The sequence below is a fragment of the Streptomyces sp. NBC_00019 genome (assembly GCF_045041015.1).
Classification (GTDB): domain Bacteria; phylum Actinomycetota; class Actinomycetes; order Streptomycetales; family Streptomycetaceae; genus Streptomyces.
In genome coordinates this window covers 5294588-5320737 of record NZ_CP108302.1, presented here as the reverse complement: position 1 = coordinate 5320737, position 26150 = coordinate 5294588, and the positions used below count along the sequence as shown (strand labels likewise).

General features: G+C 69.8%; 20 protein-coding genes and 1 riboswitch. Of the genes, 10 read left to right on the top strand and 10 right to left on the bottom strand.

The genetic code is table 11. The features are described from left to right. Position 1 precedes the first annotated feature (1 nt). Positions 2–191: riboswitch (TPP riboswitch) on the top strand. After that, positions 184–1989, top strand: a complete 1806-nt coding sequence (gene thiC, locus OHU89_RS25010) for a phosphomethylpyrimidine synthase ThiC (RefSeq protein WP_405645982.1) — start codon at positions 184–186, stop codon at positions 1987–1989. It overlaps the preceding riboswitch by 8 nt. Positions 1990–2109: 120 nt before the next feature. On the opposite strand, the gene OHU89_RS25005 is transcribed toward thiC, so the two are convergent. From OHU89_RS25005 to OHU89_RS24995, 3 genes are all read right to left on the bottom strand, one after another. Further along, complete coding sequence (locus OHU89_RS25005) at positions 2110–2976, bottom strand: hypothetical protein (protein WP_405645981.1); 867 nt, start codon at positions 2974–2976, stop codon at positions 2110–2112. Positions 2977–3170: 194 nt separating this feature from the next. Further along, complete coding sequence (locus OHU89_RS25000; RefSeq protein WP_405645979.1) at positions 3171–4241, bottom strand: metallophosphoesterase; 1071 nt, start codon at positions 4239–4241, stop codon at positions 3171–3173. Positions 4242–4442: 201 nt separating this feature from the next. Further along, on the bottom strand, positions 4443–5555 hold the full coding sequence (locus OHU89_RS24995; protein ID WP_046256466.1) for a LacI family DNA-binding transcriptional regulator: 1113 nt from the start codon (positions 5553–5555) through the stop codon (positions 4443–4445). A gap of 400 nt (positions 5556–5955) precedes the next feature. Here OHU89_RS24995 and hisC point away from each other — a divergent pair, with 400 nt between their 5' ends. The 6 genes from hisC to OHU89_RS24965 all read left to right on the top strand — a co-directional run bounded on the left by hisC (position 5956) and on the right by OHU89_RS24965 (position 16410). After that, positions 5956–7035 carry a histidinol-phosphate transaminase gene (gene hisC / locus OHU89_RS24990; protein WP_405645977.1) on the top strand — a complete coding sequence of 360 codons (1080 nt, stop codon included), beginning with the start codon at positions 5956–5958 and terminating at the stop codon, positions 7033–7035. 288 nt (positions 7036–7323) lie between these two features. Beyond that, positions 7324–8838, top strand: a complete 1515-nt coding sequence (locus tag OHU89_RS24985) for a cytochrome ubiquinol oxidase subunit I (RefSeq protein WP_405645975.1) — start codon at positions 7324–7326, stop codon at positions 8836–8838. A gap of 18 nt (positions 8839–8856) precedes the next feature. Beyond that, complete coding sequence (gene cydB / locus OHU89_RS24980) at positions 8857–9864, top strand: cytochrome d ubiquinol oxidase subunit II (RefSeq protein WP_405645973.1); 1008 nt, start codon at positions 8857–8859, stop codon at positions 9862–9864. An 84-nt stretch (positions 9865–9948) separates the two neighbouring features. Next, entirely contained in the window at positions 9949–13458 is a 3510-nt protein-coding gene (gene cydD, locus OHU89_RS24975) for a thiol reductant ABC exporter subunit CydD (RefSeq protein ID WP_405645971.1), read from the top strand. Positions 13459–13514: 56 nt separating this feature from the next. Further along, on the top strand, positions 13515–15197 hold the full coding sequence (locus tag OHU89_RS24970; RefSeq protein WP_405645969.1) for a GAF domain-containing sensor histidine kinase: 1683 nt from the start codon (positions 13515–13517) through the stop codon (positions 15195–15197). Between the two features lie 157 nt (positions 15198–15354). Further along, the gene (locus OHU89_RS24965) at positions 15355–16410 is read left to right on the top strand and encodes a M23 family metallopeptidase (protein WP_405645967.1); all 1056 of its coding nucleotides are present in this window, start codon (positions 15355–15357) and stop codon (positions 16408–16410) included. Here OHU89_RS24965 and OHU89_RS24960 read toward each other — a convergent pair. The 7 genes from OHU89_RS24960 to OHU89_RS24930 form a co-directional block, all read right to left on the bottom strand. Further along, positions 16407–17273 (bottom strand): Cof-type HAD-IIB family hydrolase, encoded by an 867-nt coding sequence (locus OHU89_RS24960; protein WP_307028578.1) that lies wholly within the window; start codon positions 17271–17273, stop codon positions 16407–16409. The two genes, OHU89_RS24965 and OHU89_RS24960, sit on opposite strands and share 4 nt — an antisense overlap. 79 nt (positions 17274–17352) lie before the next feature. After that, the gene (locus OHU89_RS24955; RefSeq protein WP_405645964.1) at positions 17353–18270 is read right to left on the bottom strand and encodes an LLM class flavin-dependent oxidoreductase; all 918 of its coding nucleotides are present in this window, start codon (positions 18268–18270) and stop codon (positions 17353–17355) included. A gap of 62 nt (positions 18271–18332) precedes the next feature. Continuing rightward, complete coding sequence (locus tag OHU89_RS24950) at positions 18333–18800, bottom strand: hypothetical protein (RefSeq protein ID WP_405645963.1); 468 nt, start codon at positions 18798–18800, stop codon at positions 18333–18335. Between the two features lie 12 nt (positions 18801–18812). Beyond that, positions 18813–19361 carry an RNA 2'-phosphotransferase gene (locus tag OHU89_RS24945; protein ID WP_405645961.1) on the bottom strand — a complete coding sequence of 183 codons (549 nt, stop codon included), beginning with the start codon at positions 19359–19361 and terminating at the stop codon, positions 18813–18815. 122 nt (positions 19362–19483) lie between these two features. Further along, positions 19484–20422, bottom strand: a complete 939-nt coding sequence (locus tag OHU89_RS24940) for a MerR family transcriptional regulator (RefSeq protein WP_405645959.1) — start codon at positions 20420–20422, stop codon at positions 19484–19486. A gap of 86 nt (positions 20423–20508) precedes the next feature. Beyond that, positions 20509–22266, bottom strand: coding sequence for an SDR family oxidoreductase (locus OHU89_RS24935; RefSeq protein WP_405645958.1), 1758 nt, complete (start codon positions 22264–22266; stop codon positions 20509–20511). A 5-nt stretch (positions 22267–22271) separates the two neighbouring features. Continuing rightward, entirely contained in the window at positions 22272–23114 is an 843-nt protein-coding gene (locus OHU89_RS24930; protein WP_405645956.1) for a M24 family metallopeptidase, read from the bottom strand. Between the two features lie 239 nt (positions 23115–23353). Between OHU89_RS24930 and OHU89_RS24925 the strand changes: the two genes are divergently transcribed. From OHU89_RS24925 to OHU89_RS24915, 3 genes are read left to right on the top strand one after another with little or no spacing between them, the layout of a single operon-like run. Continuing rightward, complete coding sequence (locus OHU89_RS24925) at positions 23354–24328, top strand: ABC transporter ATP-binding protein (protein WP_046256587.1); 975 nt, start codon at positions 23354–23356, stop codon at positions 24326–24328. Then, positions 24318–25235, top strand: a complete 918-nt coding sequence (locus OHU89_RS24920) for an ABC transporter permease (protein ID WP_266890187.1) — start codon at positions 24318–24320, stop codon at positions 25233–25235. Before OHU89_RS24925 ends, OHU89_RS24920 begins: the two co-directional genes overlap by 11 nt. Then, positions 25232–26143: an ABC transporter ATP-binding protein gene (locus tag OHU89_RS24915; RefSeq protein ID WP_351675217.1), complete on the top strand. Its 912-nt coding sequence runs from the start codon at positions 25232–25234 to the stop codon at positions 26141–26143. The genes OHU89_RS24920 and OHU89_RS24915 overlap by 4 nt, the downstream gene beginning before the upstream one ends. Positions 26144–26150: the final 7 nt, after the last annotated feature.

Below are 26150 nucleotides of genomic sequence, written 5' to 3'. Positions count from 1 at the left end.
CCTTTGTACACGCGGGAGCTCGGAGCACCGGGCTGAGAGGGCGCTGACCTCCGTCCCAGCGATGTTTCACGTGGAACATCGTCACCAGCGAGTGACTTTCCACACGAAACGTCGGCAGACGGAAGCCGCTGCGTCGACCGCCGAACCTGTTACCGGGTAATGCCGGCGTAGGGAGTAGGTCTCATGACCATCAAGGACGCGCGCACGCCTGCCTTCAGCCAGGACGAACAGCCCATTCAGGGCGAACAGTCCGCGGAGGTCGGGAAGTCCATCGGCTGGCACAAGGCGTATGTCGAGGGCTCCCGCCCCGATCTGCGGGTGCCGGTCCGTCAGGTGCACCTCACCAACGGGCAGTCGGTCACGCTGTACGACACATCGGGCCCGTACACCGACCCCCTGGTCGATACCGACGTCCGCCGGGGGCTGGCCCCGCTCCGGGAGAACTGGATCATCGCCCGCGGCGACACCGAGGAGTACGCGGGCCGTCCCGCCCGTCCCGAGGACGACGGCATCAAGCACACCTCGCCGCGGGGCGGCAACCTGCGCAACCTCGACGCGGTCTTCCCCGGGCGGCCCCGGCTGCCGCGCCGTAGCCGCGACGGTGGAGCGGTCACACAGCTCGCGTACGCACGCCGCGGTGAGATCACGCCGGAGATGGAGTACGTGGCCCTGCGGGAGAACGTGGCCCCCGAGGTCGTCCGGGAGGAGATCGCGGCCGGCCGCGCGGTCCTCCCGGCCAACGTCAACCACCCGGAGATCGAGCCGATGATCATCGGCAAGCGGTTCCTGGTGAAGGTCAACGCCAACATCGGCAACTCCGCGGTGACGTCCTCCATCGAGGAGGAGGTCGAGAAGATGACCTGGGCGACCCGCTGGGGCGCCGACACGGTCATGGACCTGTCCACCGGCCGCAACATCCACACCACCCGCGAGTGGGTGCTGCGCAACTCCCCCGTCCCCATCGGCACGGTGCCGCTCTACCAGGCGCTGGAGAAGGTGGACGGCAAGGCCGAGGAACTGACCTGGGAGATCTACAAGGACACGGTCATCGAGCAGGCCGAGCAGGGCGTGGACTACATGACGGTCCACGCGGGCGTCCGCCTCCCGTACGTACCGCTGACGGCCAACCGCAAGACGGGCATCGTCTCGCGCGGCGGCTCGATCATGGCGGCCTGGTGCCTCGCGCACCACAAGGAGTCGTTCCTCTACGAGAACTTCGAGGAACTCTGCGAGATTCTCGCCGCCTACGACGTCACGTACTCGCTCGGTGACGGTCTCCGGCCGGGTTCGATCGCGGACGCCAACGACGAGGCGCAGTTCGCGGAGTTGAGGACGCTCGGGGAACTCAACACGATCGCGAAGCGTTTCAACGTACAGACCATGATCGAGGGTCCGGGCCACGTCCCGATGCACAAGATCAAGGAGAACATCGACCTTCAGCAGGAGATCTGCGAGGAGGCACCGTTCTATACGCTCGGCCCGCTGACCACGGACGTCGCCCCGGCGTACGACCACATCACCTCAGGCATCGGTGCCGCGATGATCGCGTGGTGGGGCACGGCGATGCTCTGCTACGTCACGCCCAAGGAGCACTTGGGCCTGCCCAATCGTGACGACGTGAAGACGGGCGTCATCACCTACAAGATCGCGGCCCATGCGGCGGACCTCGCCAAGGGACACCCTGGCGCACAGGAGTGGGACGACGCGCTGTCGGACGCCCGCTTCGAGTTCCGCTGGGAGGACCAGTTCAACCTCGCCCTCGACCCTGACACGGCCCGCGAGTTCCACGACGAGACACTCCCCGCCGAGCCGGCCAAGACGGCCCACTTCTGCTCGATGTGCGGGCCGAAGTTCTGTTCCATGAAGATCTCCCAGGACATCCGCCGTCGTCACGGCGGGAACCAGGAGGAGATCGAGGAGGGCATGGCCCAGAAGTCGAAGGAGTTCGCGGCTGCGGGGAACCGGGTGTATCTGCCGCTCGCCGACTGAGCGGAGGCCCGTCGGGGGATGCGGGAGGCGCAGGCCGTCCGGCGTCCGTGAGGCGCCGGACAACCGGCTTGCGCGCCCCCGAAGTCGGGTTTCCCCGCGGTGAGGGGCGCAAGCCGGGGGTTACTCCGGCTGGTGTTCCGGGCCGCCGAAGTCCGGGCTGGTGTAGTCCGGGCTCGTGAAGCTGGGCCGTGGGCCGGAGGAGCCGTCGTCAGGGCTGCTGAAGCCCGGACGGCCGTAGCCGAGGTGCGGCATACGGCTGGTCGGCGCGGGCGGTGCGGGGCGGTGCAGGGCGGCCGCCGTGCCGGGGTCGGCCAGCGCGTCCCGCAGGAAGGGCAGGACACCCCGCTCCAACAGGGCCTCGCGCCAGGCCTCCCTGGCCCGGGCCACCTCCCCGCTCAGCTCGCCGTACGGCCCGGTGTCCAGCGAGGGCCGGTTGCGCAGGGCGGTGAGCAGGAGGCCGACCGCGGCGACCAGGATCGCGAGCGCGGTCACCGCGCCGAACACCCAACCGGTGGTCAGCATGGTCTGGGCGAACGCCGGCTGGGGGTCCAGCATTTTCAGGATGTACCCCACCAGCAGGAAGATCGCCGCTGCGGTTCCGGCGAGGACGGGCGTCAGGACCGCGGCGACGGCGACGGCGCCCGCACCGGCGGTCTCGGCGACCTCTCCCATGGTGGCGGCGAGCCCCACCGCGCCCGAGCCCGGCTCGGCAGAGCCGGTCTCACGGACGGACGACGGGGTGGACGGCGCCGGTTGGCGCAGTTCCTCGCGGACCTTCACGTAGTGCTGGTACTCGGTCGCCGCGGCCGCCGTGATGATCGCGGTGGCGTTGAGCGCCATGGTGCGCAGCTGTTCGGGATTGAGCCGCTGTCCCACAGCGGCCAGTTCCGGGCGGTGTGGGGCGGAGCGCAGCGCCTCATCGAGGATCCGCTCGTACTCCTGGCGGTCCTCGATCAGCAGGTGCTGCGGAACGCTGTTCATGTGCATCCCCCGATGCTCCGTAGGGCTTGGGGCTCGCATGACTGTGAGCCGTCGGGCAGAAACGGAGGGGAGCCTGCTACGGATAAGCCGATGGTAGAGCGGTGACGGCACACGGTGACAGGGGGTTTCCAGAAATTGGGCCCTGGCCTGCGTCGTTTCTTGCTCAGTCCGTCATGGGGGATCGTCTGCCCCGTGAACGTTCAGATATCCAGCGGCAGTTGCTGGACCAGCAGCTTTCCGGCCATGGTCACACCGCCGTCCATCGCGATGGCCAGCCCCTCGGCGTAGACGTGCGGTCCCTCGACCCGCGGACCCGACGAGTCCTCGCCGTCCTCCGAGCCGACCTCGCCCAGCAGGTAGGGGATCGGGCTGTGACCGTGAACGATCCGCGTGCCGCCGTACGTGTCGAGCAGGGACCGCACATGGTCGGCGCCGCCCTCGTCGCGGAAGGAGAAGCGCTTGGTGAACTTGCGGAACAGATCCCATACCTCGTCCGCGTCGTTGCGCGTGATCGTCTCGCGGACGGTGTCGTTGACCGCCTCGATCGAGTCGCCGTAGTCGAGGTAGGCGGTGGTGTCCGAGTGGACGAGCAGGTGCCCGTCGACCTCCTCCATGGCGTCGAGGCGGGCCATCCACTGGAGGTGGTGGTCCTGGAGGCGGTCCATGTCGGTCTTCTGCCCGCCGTTGAGCAGCCAGGCCGCCTGGAAGGTGGCGGTGCCCGCACCGGAGTTGACGGGGGTGTCGCCGAACCGCTTGGCGCCGAGCAGCAGCAGTTCGTGGTTGCCCATGAGGGCCTTGCAGTAGCCGCCGGCCGCGGCGGCCTCGGCGGACAGCCGCATCACGAGGTCGATGACGCCGATGCCGTCCGGGCCGCGGTCGGTGAAGTCGCCGAGGAACCACAGCCGGGCGGTGCCCGCGCACCAGTTGCCCTCGGCGTCGACGAGGCCCTTCTCCTGGAGCGCCGCCACCAGCTCGTCGAGATAACCGTGGACGTCACCGACGACGAACAGCGCGCCCGGCCCGACGACGGCCCGCGGGACCGCCGCGGGGTCGACGGCCACCTGAAGCGTGTCACCCCGGTTGACGACCGGTAGGTTGCGCTCGGTGGGCGTGTACCCCTCCGGGTAGTCCGCCTCGTGCGCCGGTACGACGTCGCCGGGGTGCGCGCTGTGGCCGTACGGGCCGGTCTCGTGGACGTACGCGGGTACCCGGAAGTCGCGCAACGTCGCCGTCCGCTCCGCCTCGGGTCCCTGACCGGCCCCCTGAGTCATCAGACCCCTCCACCATCACGCCGCATCTGCACCGCTTCGGACTGCCTGGTCGCAGCGGCCCGCGGTGTCGTGGGCCCATCATAGGAATGCGGATCGCGCCATGTGATGACCCAGGGGTGGTGAATCGGAGCAAGACTCCTGTTCACCGCGGCTTTCGCCCCGATTGGGCAGGGCCTGTGCCACCTGCTGACGGCCCTCGTCCTACTCCTCCTCGGGCGACCGGGGCGGACTGACGGTCGTCCGGGGCGGACGACGCTCGGACGAGGTACGCACGATCAACTCCGTCGGTATCACCTGCTCGACCGGTTGGTCCGATTCGACCCCCTCGATGGCGTCGATGAGGAGCTGGACCACGGCCGTGCCGATACGCCTCGGCTTCAGCGAGAGCGTGGTGATGGGCGGTTCGGTGCTGGCGTACACGGTGGACTCGCTGCAGCAGACCAGAAGCAGGTCGTCCGGTACCCGCAGCCCGTAGCGGCGGGCGGCGGCGAGCAGGTCGGTGCCGTTCGGGTCGAACAGCCCGTAGACCGCGTCAGGGCGGTCCGGCCTGGCCAGCAGCCGGTCGGCGGCGACGGCGCCCGCGCACGGATCGTGCGCCGGGTAGGACTCGTACACCGGATCCTGGCCGACCCGCTCGCACCAGCGCAGATACGCCGTGGTGGACAGATGGGTGTACGTGTCCGTCGACGTCCCCGTCAGCAGGCCGATGCGGCGGGCGCCGGCGTCGGCCAGGTGGTCGAGGATGCCGAGGACGGCGGCCTCGTGGTCGTTGTCGACCCACGCGGTGACCGGCAGCGAGCCGGCCGGGCGGCCGTCGGAGACGACCGGTAGACCCTGCCGGACGAGTTCGCTGACCACAGGGTCCTGGTCGGACGGGTCGATGACGACCGTCCCGTCCAGGGCGACGTTCGACCACACGTCGTGGCGCGAGGTCGCGGGGAGGATGACGAGCGCGTAGCCGCGAGCGAGCGCCGCCGAGGTGGCGGCCCGGGCCATCTCGGCGAAGTACGCGAACTCCGTGAAGGTGAAAGGTTCATCCCCGTACGTCGTCACGGTGAGGCCGATGAGGCCCGACTTTCCGGTACGGAGGGTTCGGGCGGCCGCCGACGGGCGATAACCCAGCCGGTCGGCGACCTCGCGGACATGGCGGCGGGTGGCGTCCGGGAGCCGCCCTTTGCCGTTGAGGGCGTCAGAGACGGTCGTGATGGAGACTCCGGCGGCGGCGGCAACGTCTCTGATGCCCGCACGGCCCGGCCGGCTGCCTCGACGTGAGGTTTCCGCGCGGCTCACCTGGTGCTTCCCTGCTGCTGTCATGGCGAGCCGATAGTAGGGCTCATGCGGTGGGGTAGGGCGGACGCATATGCACGCGTTGACAGGCACGTTTCTGCATGGTCATACCGCGTCAATCTCCTTTGAATGAAAGGGAGTTGAACGATCCAATGGCACTACGTGACTTGTCGACGCGCATGGGCCTGCCAAGTCGCCGATGTTTCGAAGAGGTCTCAACTCACCTTCACGGGTGATGCGCGCCACGGCGCGAGCCACCGGCGCATAGATATATGTGAGAGCGCCCTGTGATTCGTCTGTCTTCGTACGTGATGCCCCTGATGCCAGTGGGGCTGATGAGGTTTGCGTCCCATCTGTACGCAGCGGCGCCGAATCCTCATAAGGTAAGGAGTATTCGAAGCCGGTGGTGGTCACAAGGAGGACTGCGGTGAGCGAGACGAGCCCCAAGCTGCGCGCCGAGCTGGAAAGTATCCCCACCTACAAGCCGGGCAAGCCCGCAGCGGCCGGCGGCCCGGTCGCCTACAAGTTGTCCTCCAACGAGAACCCGTATCCGCCGCTGCCGGGTGTGATGGAGAGCGTCACGGCCGCGGCCTCGTCCTTCAACCGCTACCCGGACATGGCCTGCACAGGCCTGATGAACGAGCTGTCGGAGCGCTTCGGTGTCCCGCTCTCCCACTTGGCCACCGGCACCGGCTCGGTCGGTGTCGCCCAGCAGCTCATCCAGGCGACCTCGGGCCCGGGCGACGAGGTCATCTACGCCTGGCGGTCCTTCGAGGCGTACCCGATCATCGCGCAGATCAGCGGAGCGACCTCGGTGAAGGTCCCGCTGACGCCGGGCGATGTGCACGACCTGGACGCCATGGCCGACGCCATCACCGATCGGACGCGCCTCGTCTTCGTCTGCAACCCCAACAACCCGACCGGCACCGTGGTGAAGCGGGCCGAACTGGAGCGCTTCCTCGACCGGGTGCCGAGCGATGTGCTCGTGGTGCTGGACGAGGCGTACCGCGAGTTCATCCGGGACGCCGAGGTGCCGGACGGCGTCGAGCTGTACCGCGACCGGCCGAACGTCTGCGTCCTGCGGACCTTCTCCAAGGCGTACGGTCTCGCCGGTCTCCGTGTCGGCTTCGCGATCGCCCACGAGCCGGTGGCGGCGGCGCTGCGCAAGACCGCGGTGCCCTTCGGCGTCAGCCAGCTCGCGCAGGACGCGGCGATCGCCTCGCTGCGTGCCGAGGACGAACTGCTCGGCCGGGTCGGCTCGTTGGTGTGTGAGCGCAACCGGGTGCTTGAGGGCTTGCGGGGGCAGGGCTGGACGGTGCCAGAGACCCAGGCCAACTTCGTCTGGCTGCGGCTGGGGGAGCGCACGGTCGACTTCGCCGCGGTGTGCGAGCGGCACGGTGTGGTGGTCCGGCCGTTCCCGGGCGAGGGTGTGCGGGTGACGGTCGGGGAGACCGAGGCGAACGACATCTTCCTGAAGGTGACGGAAGGGTTCCGCAAGGAGCTCTGAGGCCACCGTGCCGGTCCACGACCTGTGGGCGCTGGTTCCACGTGGAACCAGCGCCCACAGGCGAACAGTCCAAGAGGACGCTGAAGCCGCCGCCGAGGAGTGCCGAACGGCCCTGGTGGAGCACCCGCACGGCCCAAGTGGGACCCCCTTTCGAACTTCGATAATCAGTGCGTCATAATTGCTTGTGAATGTGAACGCGTTCACAATCGCGTCCCGGTTGTTCCAGTGATGTGTGTGACATAAGGGGCAAACTGCCGCTATACCACGGCACGTAAGGAGATTGACGACGTGGACTTGGCTCTGGCGCCGGAGACGTTGGCGCGATGGCAGTTCGGTATCACCACCGTCTACCACTTTCTGTTCGTCCCTCTGACGATCTCCCTGGCCGCCCTCACGGCCGGACTGCAGACCGCCTGGGTGCGCACGGAGAAGGAGAAGTACCTCAGGGCGACGAAGTTCTGGGGCAAGCTCTTCCTGATCAACATCGCGATGGGTGTGGTCACCGGCATCGTGCAGGAGTTCCAGTTCGGCATGAACTGGTCCGACTACTCGCGCTTCGTCGGTGACATCTTCGGCGCCCCGCTCGCCTTCGAAGCCCTGATCGCCTTCTTCTTCGAGTCGACGTTCATCGGTCTGTGGATCTTCGGCTGGGACAAGCTTCCCAAGAAGATCCACCTGGCCTGCATCTGGATGGTCTCGATCGGCACGATCTTGTCGGCGTACTTCATCCTCGCTGCCAACTCGTGGATGCAGCACCCGGTCGGCTACCGAATCAATGAGGCCAAGGGCAGGGCCGAACTCACCGACTTCTGGCTCGTCCTGACCCAGAACACCGCGCTCGCCCAGGCCTTCCACACCCTCTCGGCGGCGTTCCTCACCGGCGGCGCCTTCATGGTCGGCATCTCCGCCTTCCACCTGATGCGCAAGAAGCACATCAGCGACATGAAGACCTCGCTGCGGCTCGGCCTGGTCACCGTCGTCATCGGCGGCCTGCTCACCGCGATCAGCGGCGACACCCTCGGCAAGATCATGTACGAGCAGCAGCCGATGAAGATGGCCGCCGCCGAGGCGCTGTGGGACGGCGAGAAGCCGGCCCCCTTCTCGATCTTCGCCGTCGGTGACGTCGACAAGGGCCACAACAGGGTCGCCATAGAGATCCCGGGACTGCTGTCCTTCCTGGCCAAGGACGACTTCACCTCGTACGTCCCCGGCATCAACGACGTCAACAAGGCAGAGCAGGAGAAGTACGGGCCCGGCGACTACCGGCCCAACATCCCCGTCGCCTACTGGGGCTTCCGCTGGATGATCGGCTTCGGCATGACGTCCTTCGCGATCGGCCTGTTGGGGCTGTGGCTGACCCGCAAGAAGTTCCTGCTGCCGCAGGCCCTGAGGGTCGCCGACGACGAGGTGCCGCATCTCGTGCTGCTGCCGAGGGCCAAGAAGGCCCTCGGCCCGAAGCTGGCCACGTGGTACTGGCGCATCGCCGTTCTCACCGCGGGCTTCCCGCTGATCGCCAACTCCTGGGGCTGGATCTTCACCGAGATGGGCCGTCAGCCGTGGGTCGTCTACGGCGTCCTGCGGACCCGCGACGCGGTCTCCCCCGGTGTTTCCCAGGGCGAGGTCCTCACCTCGATGATCGTCTTCACCTCGCTGTACGCCATCCTCGCCGTCGTCGAGGTCAAGCTGCTCGCGAAGTACATCAAGGCCGGCCCGCCCGAGCTCACCGAGGCCGACCTCAACCCGCCCACGAAGATCGGCGGCGACGCACATGACGCCGACAAGCCGATGGCTTTCTCGTACTAGGCCGAGGGGGATCGAGTCATGGAACTTCACGACGTCTGGTTCGTGCTCATCGCCGTCCTGTGGACCGGCTACTTCTTCCTGGAGGGCTTCGATTTCGGGGTCGGTGTCCTCACCAAGCTGCTGGCCCGGAACCGGCCCGAGAAGCGGGTGCTGATCAACACCATCGGCCCCGTCTGGGACGGCAACGAGGTCTGGCTGCTCACGGCGGGCGGCGCGACCTTCGCCGCCTTCCCCGAGTGGTACGCCACGCTCTTCTCCGGCTTCTACCTGCCCCTGCTGCTCATCCTGGTCTGCCTGATCGTCCGCGGCGTCGCCTTCGAGTACCGGGTGAAGCGGCCCGAGGAGAACTGGCAGCGCAACTGGGAGACCGCGATCTTCTGGACCTCGCTGCTCCCGGCGTTCCTGTGGGGTGTGGCCTTCGGCAACATCGTGCACGGCGTGAAGATCGACCAGAACTTCGAGTACGTCGGCAACTTCTGGGACCTGCTCAACCCGTACGCGCTCCTCGGAGGCGTGGTGACGCTGACCCTGTTCACCTTCCACGGGGCGGTGTTCACGGCGCTCAAGACGGTCGGGGAGATCCGGGAGCGGGCGCGCAAGCTGGCGCTTCAGGTCGGGCTCGTGACGGCCGTGGCGGCGCTCACCTTCCTGCTGTGGACGCAGGTCGAGAGCGGTGACGGCAAGAGCCTGGTCGCCATGGTCGTGGCGGTGGCCGCCCTGGTCGCCGCCCTGGTGGCCAACCAGGCCGGGCGCGAGGGCTGGTCGTTCGCGTTCTCGGGCGTCACCATCGCGGCCGCCGTGGCAATGCTCTTCCTGACGCTCTTCCCGAACGTCATGCCGTCCTCGCTCAATGAGGACTGGAGCCTCACGGTCACCAACGCCTCGTCGAGCCCGTACACCCTGAAGATCATGACCTGGTGCGCGGTGATCGCCACGCCGGTCGTGATGGTCTACCAGGGCTGGACCTATTGGGTGTTCCGCAAGCGGATCGGTACGCAGCACATCGCGGCGGACGTCGCGCACTGAGTCCGAGCCGGGGTGCGCGGGTTGGGGCATGTTTCACGTGAAACATGCCCCACCGCTCCCCGCTGAGAAGAGGGTGTGTTTCACGTGAAACCGATCGATCCGCGTCTGCTGCGGTACGCCCGTGCCACCCGTCTCTTCATGGTGGCGGTCGTGGGCCTGGGTGCCGTCGGGGCGGCGCTGGTCGTCGCCCAGGCGATGCTCATCGCCGAGGTGGTGGTCGGCGCCTTCCAGCACGGTCTGTCGGTCGGTGAACTCCGCACTCCCCTGCTGCTGTTGGTGGCGGTCGCGAGTGGACGGGGGCTGGTCTCCTGGCTCACCGAACTCGCCGCGCACCGGGCGAGTGCGGCGGTCAAGTCCGAGCTGCGAGGGCGGCTGCTGGAACGGGCCGCAGCGCTCGGGCCCGGGTGGCTGAGCGGGCAGCGGACAGGATCGCTGGTCGCGCTCGCCACACGAGGAGTCGATGCCCTCGACGACTACTTCTCGCGCTATCTGCCGCAGTTGGGCCTTGCGGTGGTCGTGCCGGTGGCGGTGCTGGCGCGGGTCGTCACCGAGGACTGGGTCTCGGCGGCCATCATCGTCGGCACCCTTCCCCTCATCCCGATCTTCATGGTGCTGATCGGCTGGGCCACACAGTCCCGGATGGACCGTCAGTGGCAGCTGCTGTCCCGGCTGTCCGGGCACTTCCTGGACGTCGTCGCCGGGCTGCCGACGCTGAAGGTGTTCGGACGGGCCAAGGCGCAGGCCGACTCGATCCGGCGCATCACCGGCGAGTACCGGCGGGCGACCATGCGGACGCTGCGGATCGCCTTCATCTCCTCCTTCGCTCTGGAGCTGCTCTCGACGCTGTCGGTGGCGCTGGTCGCCGTGACGATCGGCATGCGGCTCGTGCACGGCGAGATGGACCTGTACATCGGCCTGGTCATCCTGGTGCTGGCGCCCGAGGCGTATGTGCCGCTGCGGCAGGTGGGGGCGCAGTACCACGCGGCGGCGGAGGGGCTGGCCGCCGCCGAGGAGATCTTCGAGGTGCTGGAGACGCCGGTGCCGGCGTCGGGCACGCGTGCCGTGTCGGCCGGTGCGCTCTCCTTCGACAAGGTCACCGTCCGCTACCCGGGCCGGTCCGGAGACGTCGTCTCCGACGTGTCCTTCACCGTCGAGCCCGGGGAGACCGTCGCGCTCGTCGGACCGAGCGGTGCGGGCAAGTCGACGCTGCTGAACGTGCTGTTGGGGTTCGTGCCGCCCACCGAAGGCCGGGCGCTGGTCGGGGGAGTCGATCTCACCGAGGCCGATCTGGAGGAGTGGCGGTCGCAGATCGCGTGGGTGCCGCAGCGGCCGCATCTGTTCGCCGGGACGATCGCCGAGAACGTACGGCTGGCACGCCCCGACGCGGACGACACCGCCGTACGGCAGGCGCTCGGGGACGCGGGCGCGCTGGAGTTCGTCGACGCGCTGCCGCAGGGCGCCGACACCGTGCTCGGGGAGGACGGGGCAGGGCTGTCCGCCGGTCAGCGGCAACGGCTCGCCTTGGCCCGGGCGTTCCTCGCGGACCGGCCTGTGTTGCTGCTCGACGAGCCGACGGCGGCGCTCGACGGGGCCACCGAGGCGGAGGTCGTGACGGCGGTACGGCGGCTGGCGGTGGGCCGGACGGTGCTGCTCGTCGTCCATCGGCCGGCGCTTTTGGGCGTGGCGGATCGGGTGGTGCGGCTGGACGAGGCTGCTGCTCTCGGTCGTACTGAGGTCGTGGCGAAGGCGCCTGCGGTTCGTGCGAGCGAAGAGCAGTCCTCCGACACCGATGGGGCGTCCTCCGACGAGGCCACGTCCGGCGATCCGGAAGCGGCCGCGCACACCCGTGGCGTCCTCGCCCGGGTCCGTGCCATGGCCGCCCCCCGGCGCGGGAGCCTCGCGCTCGCCCTGCTGCTCGGGAGCCTCGCCCTTGGCAGTGCCGTCGGGCTCATGGCCACCTCCGGGTGGCTCATCTCGCGTGCCTCGCAGCAGCCGCCGGTGCTGTATCTGATGGTGGCCGTGACTGCGACGCGGGCCTTCGGGATCGGGCGGGCCGTCTTCCGGTACGCGGAGCGGCTCGTGTCGCACGACGCCGTGCTGCGGATGCTCGCCGACACCCGGGTCGCCGTGTACCGGCGCCTTGAGCGGCTGGCGCCCGCCGGACTGCGCCGGACCCGCCGCGGTGATCTGCTGTCGCGCCTCGTCGCCGATGTCGACGCCCTGCAGGACTACTGGCTGCGCTGGCTGTTGCCCGCCGGTGCGGCTCTCACGGTGTCCGCCGTGTCCGTCGGCTTCACCGCCTGGCTGCTGCCCGAGGCCGGTGCCGTGCTCGCCGTCGGGCTGCTGGCGGCCGGTGTCGGGGTGCCGTCGGTCACCGGTGCGGTGGCCCGGCGGGCGGAGCGGCGGCTGGCCCCCGCACGCGGAGTGCTGGCGACGCGCGTGACCGACCTGCTCACCGGGACCGCCGAACTGGCCGTCGCCGGCGCCCTGCCCGCCCGTACCGCCGAGGCACGGCAGGCCGACGGGGTGCTCGCCCGGATCGCCTCGCGTGCCGCCACCGCCACCGCGCTGGGCGACGGGCTCACCGCGCTGGTCTCCGGCTTGACCGTCGCGGCCACCGCCCTCGTGGGCGCCCAGGGAGTCGCCGACGGACGGCTGAGCGGCGTCACCATGGCCGTCGTCGTGCTCACCCCGCTGGCCGCCTTCGAAGCCGTCCTCGGGCTACCGCTCGCCGTGCAGTACCGCCAGCGGGTCCGCAAGAGCGCGGAGCGCGTGTACGAGGTGCTGGACGCCCCGGAGCCGGTACGGGAGCCGGAGCAGCCGCGGGAGGCACCCGCGTCGCCGTTCCCGGTCGTCGTGCAGGGGCTGTCCGCCCGTTACGCCGGGCAGGAGCGGGACGCCCTCGCCGGGCTGGACCTGACCCTCACGAAAGGCCGCCGGATCGCCGTCGTGGGGCCGTCCGGGTCCGGCAAGACGACCCTCGCGCAGGTGCTGCTGCGGTTCCTGGACGCGGAGACCGGCTCGTACACGCTGGGCGGCGTGGACGCGTATGCGCTGGACGGCGACGACGTACGGCGGTTCGTGGGGCTGTGTGCCCAGGACGCGCACCTCTTCGACAGTTCACTGCGCGAGAACCTGCTGCTCGCCAAGAAGGACGCCACCGAGGACGATCTGCGCGACGCCCTGGGGCGGGCCCGGCTGCTGGAGTGGGCCGACGGTCTGCCCGGCGGCCTGGACACGCTGGTCGGCGAGCACGGGGCGAGGCTGTCCGGGGGGCAGCGGCAGCGGCTGGCGCTGGCCCGTGCGCTGCTGGCCGACTTCCCCGTCCTCGTGCTCGACGAGCCCGCCGAACATCTCGACCTGCCCACCGCCGACGCGCTCACCGCCGACCTCCTGGCCGCCACCGAGGGGCGTACGACGCTGCTCATCACCCACCGGCTGGCCGGGCTGGAAGGAGTGGACGAGGTGATCGTGCTGGACGAGGGACGTGTGGTGCAGCGGGGTTCGTATGCGGAGCTGGTCGCCGTGGCGGGGCCGCTGCGGGGGATGGTGGAGCGGGAGGTGGAGTCGGAGGTGCTGGCGCTCACCGCCTGAGCCGTCGCCCAGAATTTCGACTTTCAGTATCAAAGGGGACTAATTACGCTCGGCTCATGTCCGACGCACCGTCCCCCGGTCCCCCGCCCCCGACCCTCTCGACCGAGCTGGCCGCGCGGGTGCCGCAGTTGCTGGAGGCGATGCGGTCCGTCGGAAGCGGCCTCGAGCTGCACTCCACGCTGGATCGGATCTGCGAGACCGCGGCCGCGCTGACCGAGGCCCGGTTCGCGGCCATCGGCGTCGTCGACGAGGACGGCCAGGGGCTGGTCGACTTCGTCTTCCACGGCGTGGACGAGGCGACCGCCCGGCGTATCGGACGGCTGCCGGACGGGCACCGGGGGCTGCTCGGCGCGCTCATCCGCGACCCGGAGCCGGTCCGGCTCGCGGATCTCACCCGAGACCCGCGCTCCTGCGGCTTCCCCGAGCACCACCCCTCGATGCGCAGCTTCCTCGGCCTCCCGATCCGGGTCCAGGGCGAGATCTTCGGGAACCTGTATCTGACGGAGAAGCGCGGCGACGAGCCGTTCAACGACTACGACCTCGACATGGTCCGGGTGCTCGCCACGGAGGCCGGCATCGCCATCGGCAACGCCCGGCTGTACGAGGCCGCCAAGCAGCGTGAGCGGTGGATCGACGGGGCGGTCGCCGTCACCACCGCCCTGCTGTCGGGCGGGGACGTCGACGACGCCCTGCAGGTCGTCGCGGAGCAGACCCGACGGCTGTCGGGGGCGACAGCCGGGATCGTGCTGCTGCCCGCCGACGAGGGCGGCCTGGAGGTCGCTGCGGTGGCCGCGGACCAGCCGTCGAACATCCTGGGCACGGTCGTCCCGCCGGAGAGCAAGGTCGTCGCCGAACTCCTCGACGGACAGGCCGTGTTCATGGACGACGCGGCCGCCGACCCGCGCATCGTCACTACGCTCGCGCGCGGCTACGGGCCGACCATGATGCTGCCCCTGCACAGCGACGGCCGTGTCCTGGGCGCTCTCGTCACACCCCGCGCGCGGGGGGAGCGGCCGTTCACGGAGACGGAACGCACCCTCGCGATCCAGTTCGCCTCGCAGGCCGCCCTCGCGCTGATGATGGCCGACGCGCAGCGCGACCGGGAACGGCTCGCGGTCTTCGAGGACCGCGACCGGATCGCCCGTGACCTGCACGACCTCGTCATCCAGCGGCTGTTCGCCACCGGCATGATGCTGGAGAGCGCACAGCGCGGGTCCGTCGTGCCGGATGTGCGTGAGGGCGTCGGCAAGGCCGTCGACGCCCTCGACGTCACCATCCAGGAGATCCGCAGCGCGATTTTCGCGCTGCAACAGGGGTCCGCCGAGATGCCCGCGGGGCTGCGCACGCGCGTGCTGCGGGAGATCAACACCGCCGCCGTGCCGCTCGGCTTCAAGCCCTCCCACCGCTTCGTCGGCCCGGTCGACGCCCTCGTCGGCGACCTCACCGGCAAGAACCTCATCGCGGCCCTGCGCGAGGCCCTGTCCAACGCCTTCCGGCACGCCGGGGCCGCTCGTATCGACGTCGTCGTCGACGCGACCGTGACTCTGCCGGGCGGGCGGAAGGGCGTACGCCTGACCGTCGCGGACGACGGTGTCGGCATCCCTGAAGGCGGCCGGCGCAGCGGCCTGAGAAACCTCAAGAGGCGCGCCGAGTCGCTGGGCGGCGACAGTCGGCACGGGCCGGGCATCGGGAAGGACGGCGGCGGCACGACGGTGGAGTGGGAGGCACCGCTCGACTGAAGAGCGGCCCCGCGAGCCACCCCCTCCATGACGGGCCGTCAACCGCGATTCCGAGGACGCCTGTTCGGTCGTACGACTCCGCCGAACGGAGCCGTGATTCCCCCGGCTGTACGACTTGAACATGCCGCTGTCCCGCGCTCGGGCCACGATCGCTGACATGCGACTGCCCTGGCGCCATCCCCTGCTCGTCCCGGCCGTCCTGTGCGCGCTCGCCGTGCTCGCGGCCCGCCCCACCGACGCCGCGGAGAAGAGACGCGACGGCGGTGACCCCGGGATCAGCGCGCAGGTGGCGCGGCTGTACCAGGACGCGGCCGTGGCGACACAGCAGTACGAGAAGGGGCGGCAGGAGGCGGAGGCGCAGCGAGCCCAGGCACAGCGGTTCGAGGCGCTGCTCGACCGGGAGCGGCGGGACATCGCCGTCATGCACGAGGACCTGGGCCGGATCGCCCGCACCCAGTACCGCGAGGGCGGCGGCATTCCGCTCGCCGCGCAGATCATCCTCGCCGGCAGTCCGGAGGAGCTGATGCGTGGTCAGCAGGTCTTCTCCCAGGCGAATCTGGCCGTGAACAACTCCATCGAGAAGAGCCGGCGTGCCGAGGCGCGGCTAGCGAAGGACGAGGCCAAGGCCGCGGCGGCGTGGCAGTCGCTGGAGAAGCGGAAGGGGGAACTCGCCGGTCTGAAGACGGACATCGAGCGGAAGCTCGAAGAAGCGCGTTGGCAGTTGCAGGGCCAGGCGGACGCGTCGGTTGCCGCGGGTGCCTGCCGGGGTGCCGTCCGGCTGGACCAGCCTCCGACGCAGGTCGTGGGTGGCTGGGTCGCGCCGGTGGAGACGTACGGACTGTCCGCGGGCTTCGGCAGCGGCGGCTCGCGGTGGGCGAACCGGCACACCGGGCAGGACTTCGCGGTGCCGATCGGCACGCCGGTGCGGTCGGTCGGCGCGGGCCGGGTGGTGAAGGTGTCCTGCGGGGGCTCGTTCGGCATCGAGATCGTGATCGAGCAGGCGGGCGGCTACTACACGCAGTACGCCCATCTCGCCGCCGTCACCGTCGATCAGGGGGACCAGGTGGTGCCGGGGCAGTGGATCGGCCAGTCGGGCACCAGTGGCAACTCCACCGGGCCCCACCTGCACTTCGAGGTCCGGGTCACACCGGAGCTGGGCTCGGCGGTGGACCCGGTGCCGTGGCTGGCGGCACGCGGCGTCCCCCTCGGTTAGCGCCGCGCCAGCAGCTGCTCGATCACGACCGCCACCCCGTCCTCGTTGTTGGCCACCGTCCGCCCCGAGGCCGCGGCGATCACGTCGGGGTGGGCGTTGCCCATCGCGTACGACTGTCCTGCCCAGGTCAGCATCTCCACGTCGTTCGGCATGTCCCCGAACGCGACGACCTCCTCGTGGGAGATACCGCGTTCGGCGCAGCACAGGGCGAGCGTGCTGGCCTTGGAGACGCCGGGGCCGCTGATCTCCAGCAGGGCGCTGGGACTGGAGCGGGTGACGTTGGCGCGCTCGCCGATGGCGAGACGGGCGAGGGTGAGGAAGGCGTCCGGGTCGATCGTGGGGTGAAAGGCGAGGATCTTGAGGACCGGCTCGTCGGCCCCGGGACCGTCCGGCGCGAGCAGCTTCTCGGCCGGCTGGAGTTCGTCGGGGATCTCCATGTGCAGCTTCGGATAGTCCGGCTCCTGATGGAAGCCGTACGTCTGCTCCACCGCGTACACCGTGCCCGGCGCCGCCTCCCGCAGCAGCCGTACGGCGTCCAGCGCGTTGTCCCGCGCCAGCTCCCGCACCTTCACGAAGCGGTGGGCGCCGGGGCCGCCGTGCAGGTCGACCACCGCGGCGCCGTTGCCGCAGATCGCCAGGCCGTGCCCGTGGACGTGGTCGCTGACGACGTCCATCCAGCGGGCGGGGCGGCCGGTGACGAAGAAGACCTCGATGCCCGCTTCCTCGGCGGCGGCGAGGGCCGCGACTGTGCGCGGGGAGACGGACTTGTCGTCGCGCAGCAAGGTGCCGTCGAGGTCGGTGGCTATCAGGCGCGGCGGGACGGTGGAGGCCGGGGTCTCGGGCTGTCGAGTCGCTGAGGTCACTCGCTCATTCTCCCGCATATGCCCGCACGGTCGTGCGAGAGCCTGCACATGTGAGTAGTTACTGCCCCCACCGGCACGATCACGCTCCGTCGCCTCGGCCCAGCTGTGCCGGTGCCTCCATGGCGATCTGCTCGAAGACCTTCTCGTCCGCGGCGAAGTCCGAGTCGGCGATCGGCCAGTGGACGACGATCTCCGTGAAGCCCAACTCCCGGTGTCGTCCGGCGAAGTCGACGAACGCGTCGAGAGACTCCAGCGGCCGGGCGCGGTCCGGGGTGAATCCGGTGAGCAGGATCTTGTCGAGCCCGGTCACGTCACGGCCGATCTCCGCACATGCGTCGGCGAGCTTCTCGACCTGTCCGCGAATGGCTTGAATCGACTGTTCAGGAGTGCCGTTCTCGTACAGCTTCGGGTCGCCGGTGGTCACCCACGCCTGCCCGTGACGGGCGGCGAGCCGCAGCCCACGCGGACCGGTGGCCGCCACCGCGAAGGGCAGCCGGGGCCGCTGCACACAGCCCGGGATGTTGCGGGCCTCGTGCGCCGAGTAGAAGTCGCCCTCGTACGACACCGAGTTCTCGGTCAGTAGCCGGTCCAGCAGCGGGACGAATTCCGCGAGCCGGTCGGCACGCTCGCGTGGCGTCCACGGCTCCTGGCCGAGGGCCGTGGCGTCGAAGCCGGTGCCGCCCGCGCCGATGCCGAGGGTGATCCGGCCGCCGGAGATGTCGTCGAGGGAGATCAGTTCCTTGGCGAGAGTGACCGGTTGCCGGAAGTTCGGCGAGGTCACCAGGGTGCCCAGCCGCAGGTGGTCGGTGACGGCCGCCGCGGCGGTCAGCGTCGGCACGGCACCGAACCACGGGCCGTCCCGGAAGGTGCGCCAGGACAGGTGGTCGTAGGTGTACGCGGTGTGGAAGCCGAGCTGCTCCGCGCGTTGCCATGCCTCACGACTCCCCTCGTGCCAGCGGCGGTACGGGAGGATCACGGTGCTCAGACGCAGACTCATGATTCGAGCGTATGCGGACACGCCCGTTTCACGTGAAACAGTGACTGACAGTCACTGCCGAGTCATCGCCCTTGGCCGCCGAGCCATGGGCTGAGCCCGACCAGGATGAACTCCTTGTGCACGCGGTCGCCCGGTAGCGGGACCATCAGATAGTTGCCCGGCGGGAAACGGCGCACCTTGACCCAGGCGTGGCCGCCGTAGAGGGCGCGGAGGAAGGCGGGCACGTCGTCGCGGGCGATGTCGGGGCACTCGACGCCGTCGACGGTGATCAGCGCGTCGTCGTCCGGGAACAGCCGTACGTCCACCCGGGGCCGGCCACCGAGTTCGACATACGCCTCGTGGGGCAGGGAGCCGTCCGGGTCGGTGGTGACGCCGACGCCCGCGGCGCTGCGGCGCGAGGTCTGGTCGGCGCCGATGTCGTGGGTCACCTCGATCTCGAGCGCGTACTCGGCGGCGAGGGCGCGCAGGGTGGCGACGGCGGCCTCGGTGGTGGGGAGGTGGGTTCCGCGGTGGTCCATACCACTGATCATGCCGGAGGCCGGTCAGTGGGGCGCGGGAAACCTCAGATACTCCGGCGGCACCGCCTTGGTCAGCCACACCCCGTTCGCGCTGACGTGGAAGACGTGGCCGTCCCGGTGCATCGCGCCTGTGTCCACGGAGAGCACGACGGGCCGGCCGCGGCGGGCGCCGACCCGGGTCGCCGTCTCGCGGTCGGGTGAGAGATGCACGTCGTGCCGGTTCATGGGCCGGAGGCCCTCGGTGCGGATCGCGTCCAGGTAGCGGTCCACGGTGCCGTGGTAGAGGTACGGCGGTGGGGTCGCCGGGGGCAGTCCGAGGTCCACCTCGATGCTGTGGCCCTGGCTGGCGCGGATCCGGGCGCCTTGGATCGCGAAGCGCTTCTTGTCGTTGGCGGCGACCACATGGTCCAGTTCCTCGCGGGTGAACCGGAAGCCGTGCGCGGCGGCAGCGGCGATCAGTACGTCGATCTCGACCCAGCCGGCCTCGTCGAGAACGAGGCCGATGCGCTCGGGTTGATGGCGCAGGTGTTTCGAGAGGTACTTCGACACCTTCACGGTGCGTCTTTCGTCCATCCGCTCAGCATGACGGGAGAGACGCGCATCACGCATTTTGTTTTGGCGCGGAGGTTTGGTCCACAACCAAGTGTAGTTATCCACAGGCTACTTGGCGTTTCTGTGGACAACTCACCGTCATGTCAGCCCTGTTCGCCAAGATCGGCTGGGGGCAGCCGCTTTGACGTGAGCGCGTCCAACCCCCTTGCCCGCACCTCCCGTTCAGCCGCCAGCGCGATGAACTCCGCCACATCCTCCGCGCCAACCAGCCCCTCCACCGCCCGCATTGTCTCCTCGGGCAGAGACACGGAGCGTGACGAGATCCGCTCCGGTGGACCCATCCCCGTGCCCAGGTGCTGCCGCAGATGCCGTACGGCCAACAGCCTCATCGCACGGGCGAGTTCCGCGTCCACCGTCTGCTGGGCGAGCGGACGCAGCCGGCGTACGAGAGAGGCCGCTTCGGCCGCGTCGGCGTCGGTCGGACGGTGGGGTCCGTCGAGGTAGCGGGCGAAGACGTGCTCGGTGGTGAACTCCAGGAAACGGGCGGCGATGTGCTCGACCTGACCCCTCAACTCCCTTAGGTGACCGGAGATGGCCGACAGCGGTACCCCTGCCCCGTGCAACTCGACGGCCACGGCGAGCTCTTGGGGACTGGGCACGAGGAAGCAGTCCTCGTCTTCGGGCACCGGCTCCAGCACACCGAGTTCCACGGCGTCGGCGATGGCCGCGTCGTCGGGAGTGCCGCCGAACCGCTCCTCCAGCTCGGCGCGCGAGATCCGGACCGCCTCCTCGTCGCTCCACGGTCCGTCGACCTCGGCGACCAGCCCGAGCACCCCGCCGAGGCCGCGGCCGGCATCCCAGGCCTCCAGGAGCTCCTTGATGGAGGCCAGGGTGTAGCCGCGGTCGAGGAGGTCGGCTATCTGGCGCAGGCGGACGAGGTGGGCGTCGGAGTAGAGGTTGGCGCGGCCGCGGCGCTCGGGGCGGGGGAGCAGGCTGCGGTCCTGGTAGGCGCGGATGGTGCGGACGGTGGCGCCGCTGAGGTGGGCGAGGTCCTCGATCCGAAGCGCCGGTACGTCACTCACACGACCCCCTCTGGATGCCGTTCATGCCGCCTGGCGGAACAGAGGTCCGAAGGCCGACGCCACGCCGGATACCCGGCCCAGGGACCTCACAGCGGTGGCTCCAGCCGTGCGATCGCCCGCAGCGCGCGCGGTGCGACCCGGGACAGCAGACGCGCGCCACGGGCCTCAGGTGTCACCGGTACCACCGCCTCGTTGCGCACGACCGCCCGCAGGATCGCGTCGGCGACCTTCTCCGGCGGGTAGTTCCGCAGTCCGTACAGTCGCGCGGACCGCTTCTGGCGCCGCTTCTCCTCGTCGGCGTCCACCCCGGCGAAGCGCGCGGTCGAGGTGATGTTGGTGTTGACGAAGCCGGGGCAGATCGCGCTCACCCCGATCCCCTGACCGGCCAGCTCCGCGCGCAGGCACTCGCTGAGCATCAGCACCGCCGCCTTGGAGGTGCTGTAGGCGGGCAGCGCCCTGGAGGGCTGATAGGCCGCCGCCGACGCGGTGTTGACGATGTGGCCGCCCTGTCCGCGCTCGGCCATCTGCCTGCCGAACAGCCGGCAACCGTGGATGACGCCCCACAGGTTGACGTCGAGGACCTTCTTCCAGTCCTCGGGGCTGGTGTCGAAGAAGGAGCCGCCCAGACCGATCCCGGCGTTGTTCACCAGGACGTCCACCACGCCGTACTCGGCGGCGACCTTCGCGGCGAGCTTCTCCATGGCCTGTTCGTCCGAGACGTCGACGGTCTCCGCCCAGGCCTCGGGGGAACCGATCAGCCGGGACATCTCGGCGGTACGGTTCGCGCTCTCCGCGTCCCGGTCCACGGCGATCACTCGTGCGCCGGATTCCGCGAACGCGTAGGCGGTCGCCCGCCCGATGCCGCTGCCCGCGCCCGTGACCAGCACGAGTTGCCCGCCGAAGCGGTCGGCGTACTTGCCGGTGACCGTCACCGCTTCGGGGCGCCCGCCTTCCACGGAGGTCACGAACTCCGAGATCCAGGAGGCCAGTTGGTCGGGGCGCGAGCGCGGTACCCAGTGCCGGGCCTGGAGGGTGCGCCGGGTCAACTGCGGGACCCACTGCTCCAGTCCGTCGTAGAGCCGCTCCGACAGGAACGCGTCCCCGAGCGGCGTGATGAGCTGCACGGGCGCGTGGGCGTACGCGTCCGGGCGTGGTCTGCGCAGGCGGGGACGGACGTTGTCCCGGTACAGCCATGCCCCGTGCGCCGCGTCCGACGGCAGCGACGAGGTCGGGTAGCCGTCGCCGGGGACCCGCTCGACGCGCTCCAGGAGGCGCGGCCAGGCTTTGGCGAGCGGGCCGCGCCAGGCGAGTTCGGGCAGCACGGGCGTGTGCAGCGCGTACACGTACCAGGACTTGGCGCCCTGGCCGAGGAGCTGGCCGACGCGGCGCGGAGTGGGGCGCTTGATCCGGCCGTTGATCCAGTGCCCGAGGTGGTCCAGGGACGGCCCGGACATCGAGGTGAAGGAGGCGATCCGGCCCTCGGTGCGCCGGACCGTGGTGAACTCCCAGCCCTGTACCGAGCCCCAGTCGTGCCCCACGAGATGCACCGGGCGGTCCGGGCTGACCGCGTCCACGACGGCCAGGAAGTCGTCCGTCAGCTTCTCCAGGGTGAACCCGCCGCGCAGCGGCTGCGGCGCCGACGAGCGGCCGTGGCCCCGGACGTCGTAGAGCACGACGTGGAAGCGGTCCGACAGCCGCGCCGCGATCTGTGACCACACCTCCTTGCTGTCCGGATAGCCGTGCACCAGGACGACCGTCGGCCACGACGGGTCCCCCAGCTCGGCGACACACAGCTCGACGCCGCCGGTCCGCACCCGGCACTCCCGCGCACCCTCAAGAGTCACGCCGCTCACTCCCCCTCCGTCCAGCGCCGCACGTGCGGCAGATCGTCGTCCAGCCAGAACGCGCTCTGTTCGGGGTCCTTGGAGTCGGTGACGACGAGGATCTCCTCGAACTTCGCGCCCGTGCCCCGGAAACCGAGGTGAGGTTCGACCGCCCACAGGCCCGGCTGCGGCGGATGGTCGGAGAAGCGGTACGGCGACCACAGCGGCGACCAGCCCTCGCGATGTCCGTGCAGCGCGTCGGCCGCCAGGCCCTTGAGGGACTGGGTGCCGAAGCCGAAGACCTTCGGCGACCAGCGGCGCTCCCGCACCCGGTCCACCTTGTGCGCGATCACCCCGAAGGGATACGCGCGGTGCCGGTTGGCGTAGCCCTGGCGGACCATGAGGCGGTCCACGTCCTGGTAGATCTCGCGCAGCGACCGCCGCTCACGCACCTCGCCGAGGATCAGCTCGCGGTGCGCCCGGAGGTCGTCCATCAGCTTGTCCTGCACCGGGTTGACTCCCAGCGAGCCCGAGTACCCGATGTCCGCCGTGAAGCCCTCGTGGACCGGGGCCATGTCCAGGATGAACGGCATGCCCGGCTCCAGCCTGCGGTTCGTGGGGAAGAACTGCAGGGGGACGCGGAAGTTCACGAACGCCGTGCGGTCCCCGAACCAGGCGAAGGGCAGATGGAACCAGTCCCGCACCCCGCGCTCGCGCAGCCACTCGCGCTGCATCCGCGCCGCTTCACGCTCGGTCACCCCCGGCTCGAGGCGGGCCGCGACGGCCTCGGCGCATTCGTACGCCAGCCGCTGGACCTTTCTGAACCCCCGCAGCTCAGCGGCCCGTTCGTCTGTCACTGCCGTCGTCATGCCACTCCGCCCCACCCAGTCCACGCCGACTGCGCTACGTGTCCGTAACTTGACAGCACCGAATGTGACAGTTGTTAGAGGCAGCGTCAATAGGAGGGTCGCGGCCTGTGGAAAACGCCCCCGTGTAGCTCTCAGGCATGGCATCCCCTACGGGCCCGTACATCTGGAGTCTGACCCGAAGACAGCTCTGCGGTGTGACGACCGACGTGGTCCGCGTCACTACCGTCTATGGCGTGACTGTGATCGCGACCGAAAGCCTGAGCAAGCGGTTCCCCCGGGTGACCGCGCTTGACCGGCTCTCCGTCGACGTCGGGCCCGGTGTGACCGGACTCGTCGGAGCAAACGGAGCCGGCAAGTCCACTCTGATCAAGATCCTGCTGGGTCTGTCCCCCGCCACGGAGGGCCGTGCCGAAGTGCTCGGGCTCGACGTCGCCACCAAGGGCGGCGCCATTCGCGAGCGCGTGGGGTACATGCCGGAGCACGACTGTCTGCCGCCCGACGTCTCGGCGACCGAGTTCGTCGTCCATATGGCGCGCATGTCCGGCCTGCCGCCCGCCGCAGCGCGCGAACGCACGGCGGACACGCTGCGCCACGTAGGGCTGTACGAGGAGCGGTACCGCCCCATCGGCGGCTACTCCACCGGCATGAAGCAGCGCGTGAAGCTGGCCCAGGCCCTGGTCCACGACCCGCAGCTGGTCTTCCTGGACGAGCCGACCAACGGCCTCGATCCGGTCGGCCGCGACGACATGCTGGGCCTGATCCGGCGTATCTACACCGACTTCGGCATCTCGGTCCTGGTCACCTCGCACCTGCTGGGCGAACTGGAACGTACCTGCGACCACGTCGTCGTCGTGGACGGCGGCAAGCTGCTGCGCTCCAGCTCCACCACCGACTTCACCCAGACCACGACCACCCTGGCGATCGAGGTCACCGACACCGACGCGCACCCCGACGGAACCCGCGCGGTACGAGAAGCGCTCCACGCGCGCGGGGTGGAAGTCCTCGACGCGAACAGCGCCCTGCCGGGCGCCGGCCACATCCTGCTGCTGACCGCACAGGGCGAGGAGACGTACGACGTCGTCCGGGACGCGGTCGCCGACCTCGGCCTCGGCCTGGTCCGCATGGAGCAGCGCCGGCATCACATCTCCGAGGTCTTCACCGACGACCAGGACACCAGCGAGCAGCGGAAGGAGGCCGTCGGCCATGGCAGTTGAGCAGCCCCTGTCGACACCGGTCGCGACACCGGGTGACCAGACCCGCATCCACAACATCGGCTACCGCACCTACGACGGCCCCCGCCTCGGCCGCTCCTACGCCACCCGCTCCCTCTACTCGCAGTCCCTGCGCGGCTCCTACGGCCTCGGCCGTTCGGTGAAGTCCAAGGTGCTGCCGATGCTGCTGTTCGTGGTGATGTGCGTGCCCGCGGCCATCATGGTCGCCGTCGCGGTCGCCACCAAGGCCAACGACCTGCCCGTCGACTACACGCGCTACGCGATCGTCATGCAGGCCGTCATCAGCCTCTACATCGCCTCCCAGGCGCCCCAGTCCGTCTCGCGCGACCTGCGCTTCAAGACCGTGCCGCTGTACTTCTCGCGGCCGATCGAGACCGCCGACTACGTCCGCGCGAAGTACGCGGCGCTGGCCTCGGCGATGTTCATCCTCACCGCCGCCCCCCTCCTCGTGCTCTACGTGGGCGCGCTGCTGGCCAAGCTGGACTTCGCCGACCAGACCAAGGGATTCGCGCAGGGACTCGTCTCGGTGGCACTGCTCTCGCTGCTGTTCGCCGGCATCGGCCTGGTCATCGCCTCGGTCACTCCGCGGCGCGGCTTCGGCATCGCGGCCGTGATCGCCGTCATGACCATCTCCTACGGAGCGGTCTCCACGCTCCAGGCCATCGCCGACGCCCAGGGCAGCACGGACGCCGTCCCGTGGATCGGCCTGTTCTCCCCGGTCACTCTCATCGACGGACTGCAGACCGCGTTCCTCGGCGCGAGCTCGGCGTTCCCCGGCGCGGCAGGTCCTTCGAACGGTGAGGGCGTGGTCTACGTCCTGGCCGTCCTCGGCCTCATCGCCGCCTGCTACGGCCTGCTGCTGCGCCGCTACCGAAAGGTCGGACTGTGACCACGCTCAACATCGACCACGTCTCGCGCTGGTTCGGCAACGTGGTCGCCGTCAACGACATCACCATGACGATCGGCCCCGGCGTCACCGGCCTCCTCGGCCCCAACGGCGCCGGAAAGTCCACCCTGATCAACATGATGGGCGGCTTCCTCGCCCCCTCCACCGGCACCGTCACCCTCGACGGCCAGCAGGTGTGGCGCAACGAGAACATCTACAAGCACATCGGCATCGTGCCCGAGCGCGAGGCGATGTACGACTTCCTCACCGGCCGCGAATTCGTCGTCGCCAACGCCGAGTTGCACGGTCTGGGAGCCAAGGCCGCCCAGAAGGCGCTGGCCACGGTCGAGATGGAGTACGCGCAGGACCGCAAGATCCAGACGTACTCCAAGGGCATGCGCCAGCGCGTGAAGATGGCCAGTGCCCTGGTCCACGACCCGTCGCTGCTCCTCCTCGACGAGCCCTTCAACGGCATGGACCCGCGTCAGCGCATGCAGCTCATGGACCTGCTGCGACGCATGGGTGACGAGGGCCGCACGGTGCTGTTCTCCTCCCACATCCTCGAAGAGGTCGAGCAACTCGCCTGGCACATCGAGGTCGTGGTGGCCGGACGCCACGCGGCCAGCGGCGACTTCCGCAAGATCCGCCGCCTGATGACCGACCGGCCGCACCGCTATCTGGTGCGCTCCAGCGACGACCGCGCCCTCGCGGCCGCGCTGATCGCCGACCCGTCGACGTCCGGCATCGAAGTCGACCTGGCGGAGGGCGCGTTGCGCATCCAGGCCGTCGACTTCGGCCGTTTCACCGCGCTGCTGCCCAAGGTCGCCCGCGACCACGGCATCCGGCTGCTCACGGTCTCGCCGTCCGACGAGTCCCTCGAGTCCGTGTTCTCGTATCTGGTCGCGGCGTAGGAGGCCC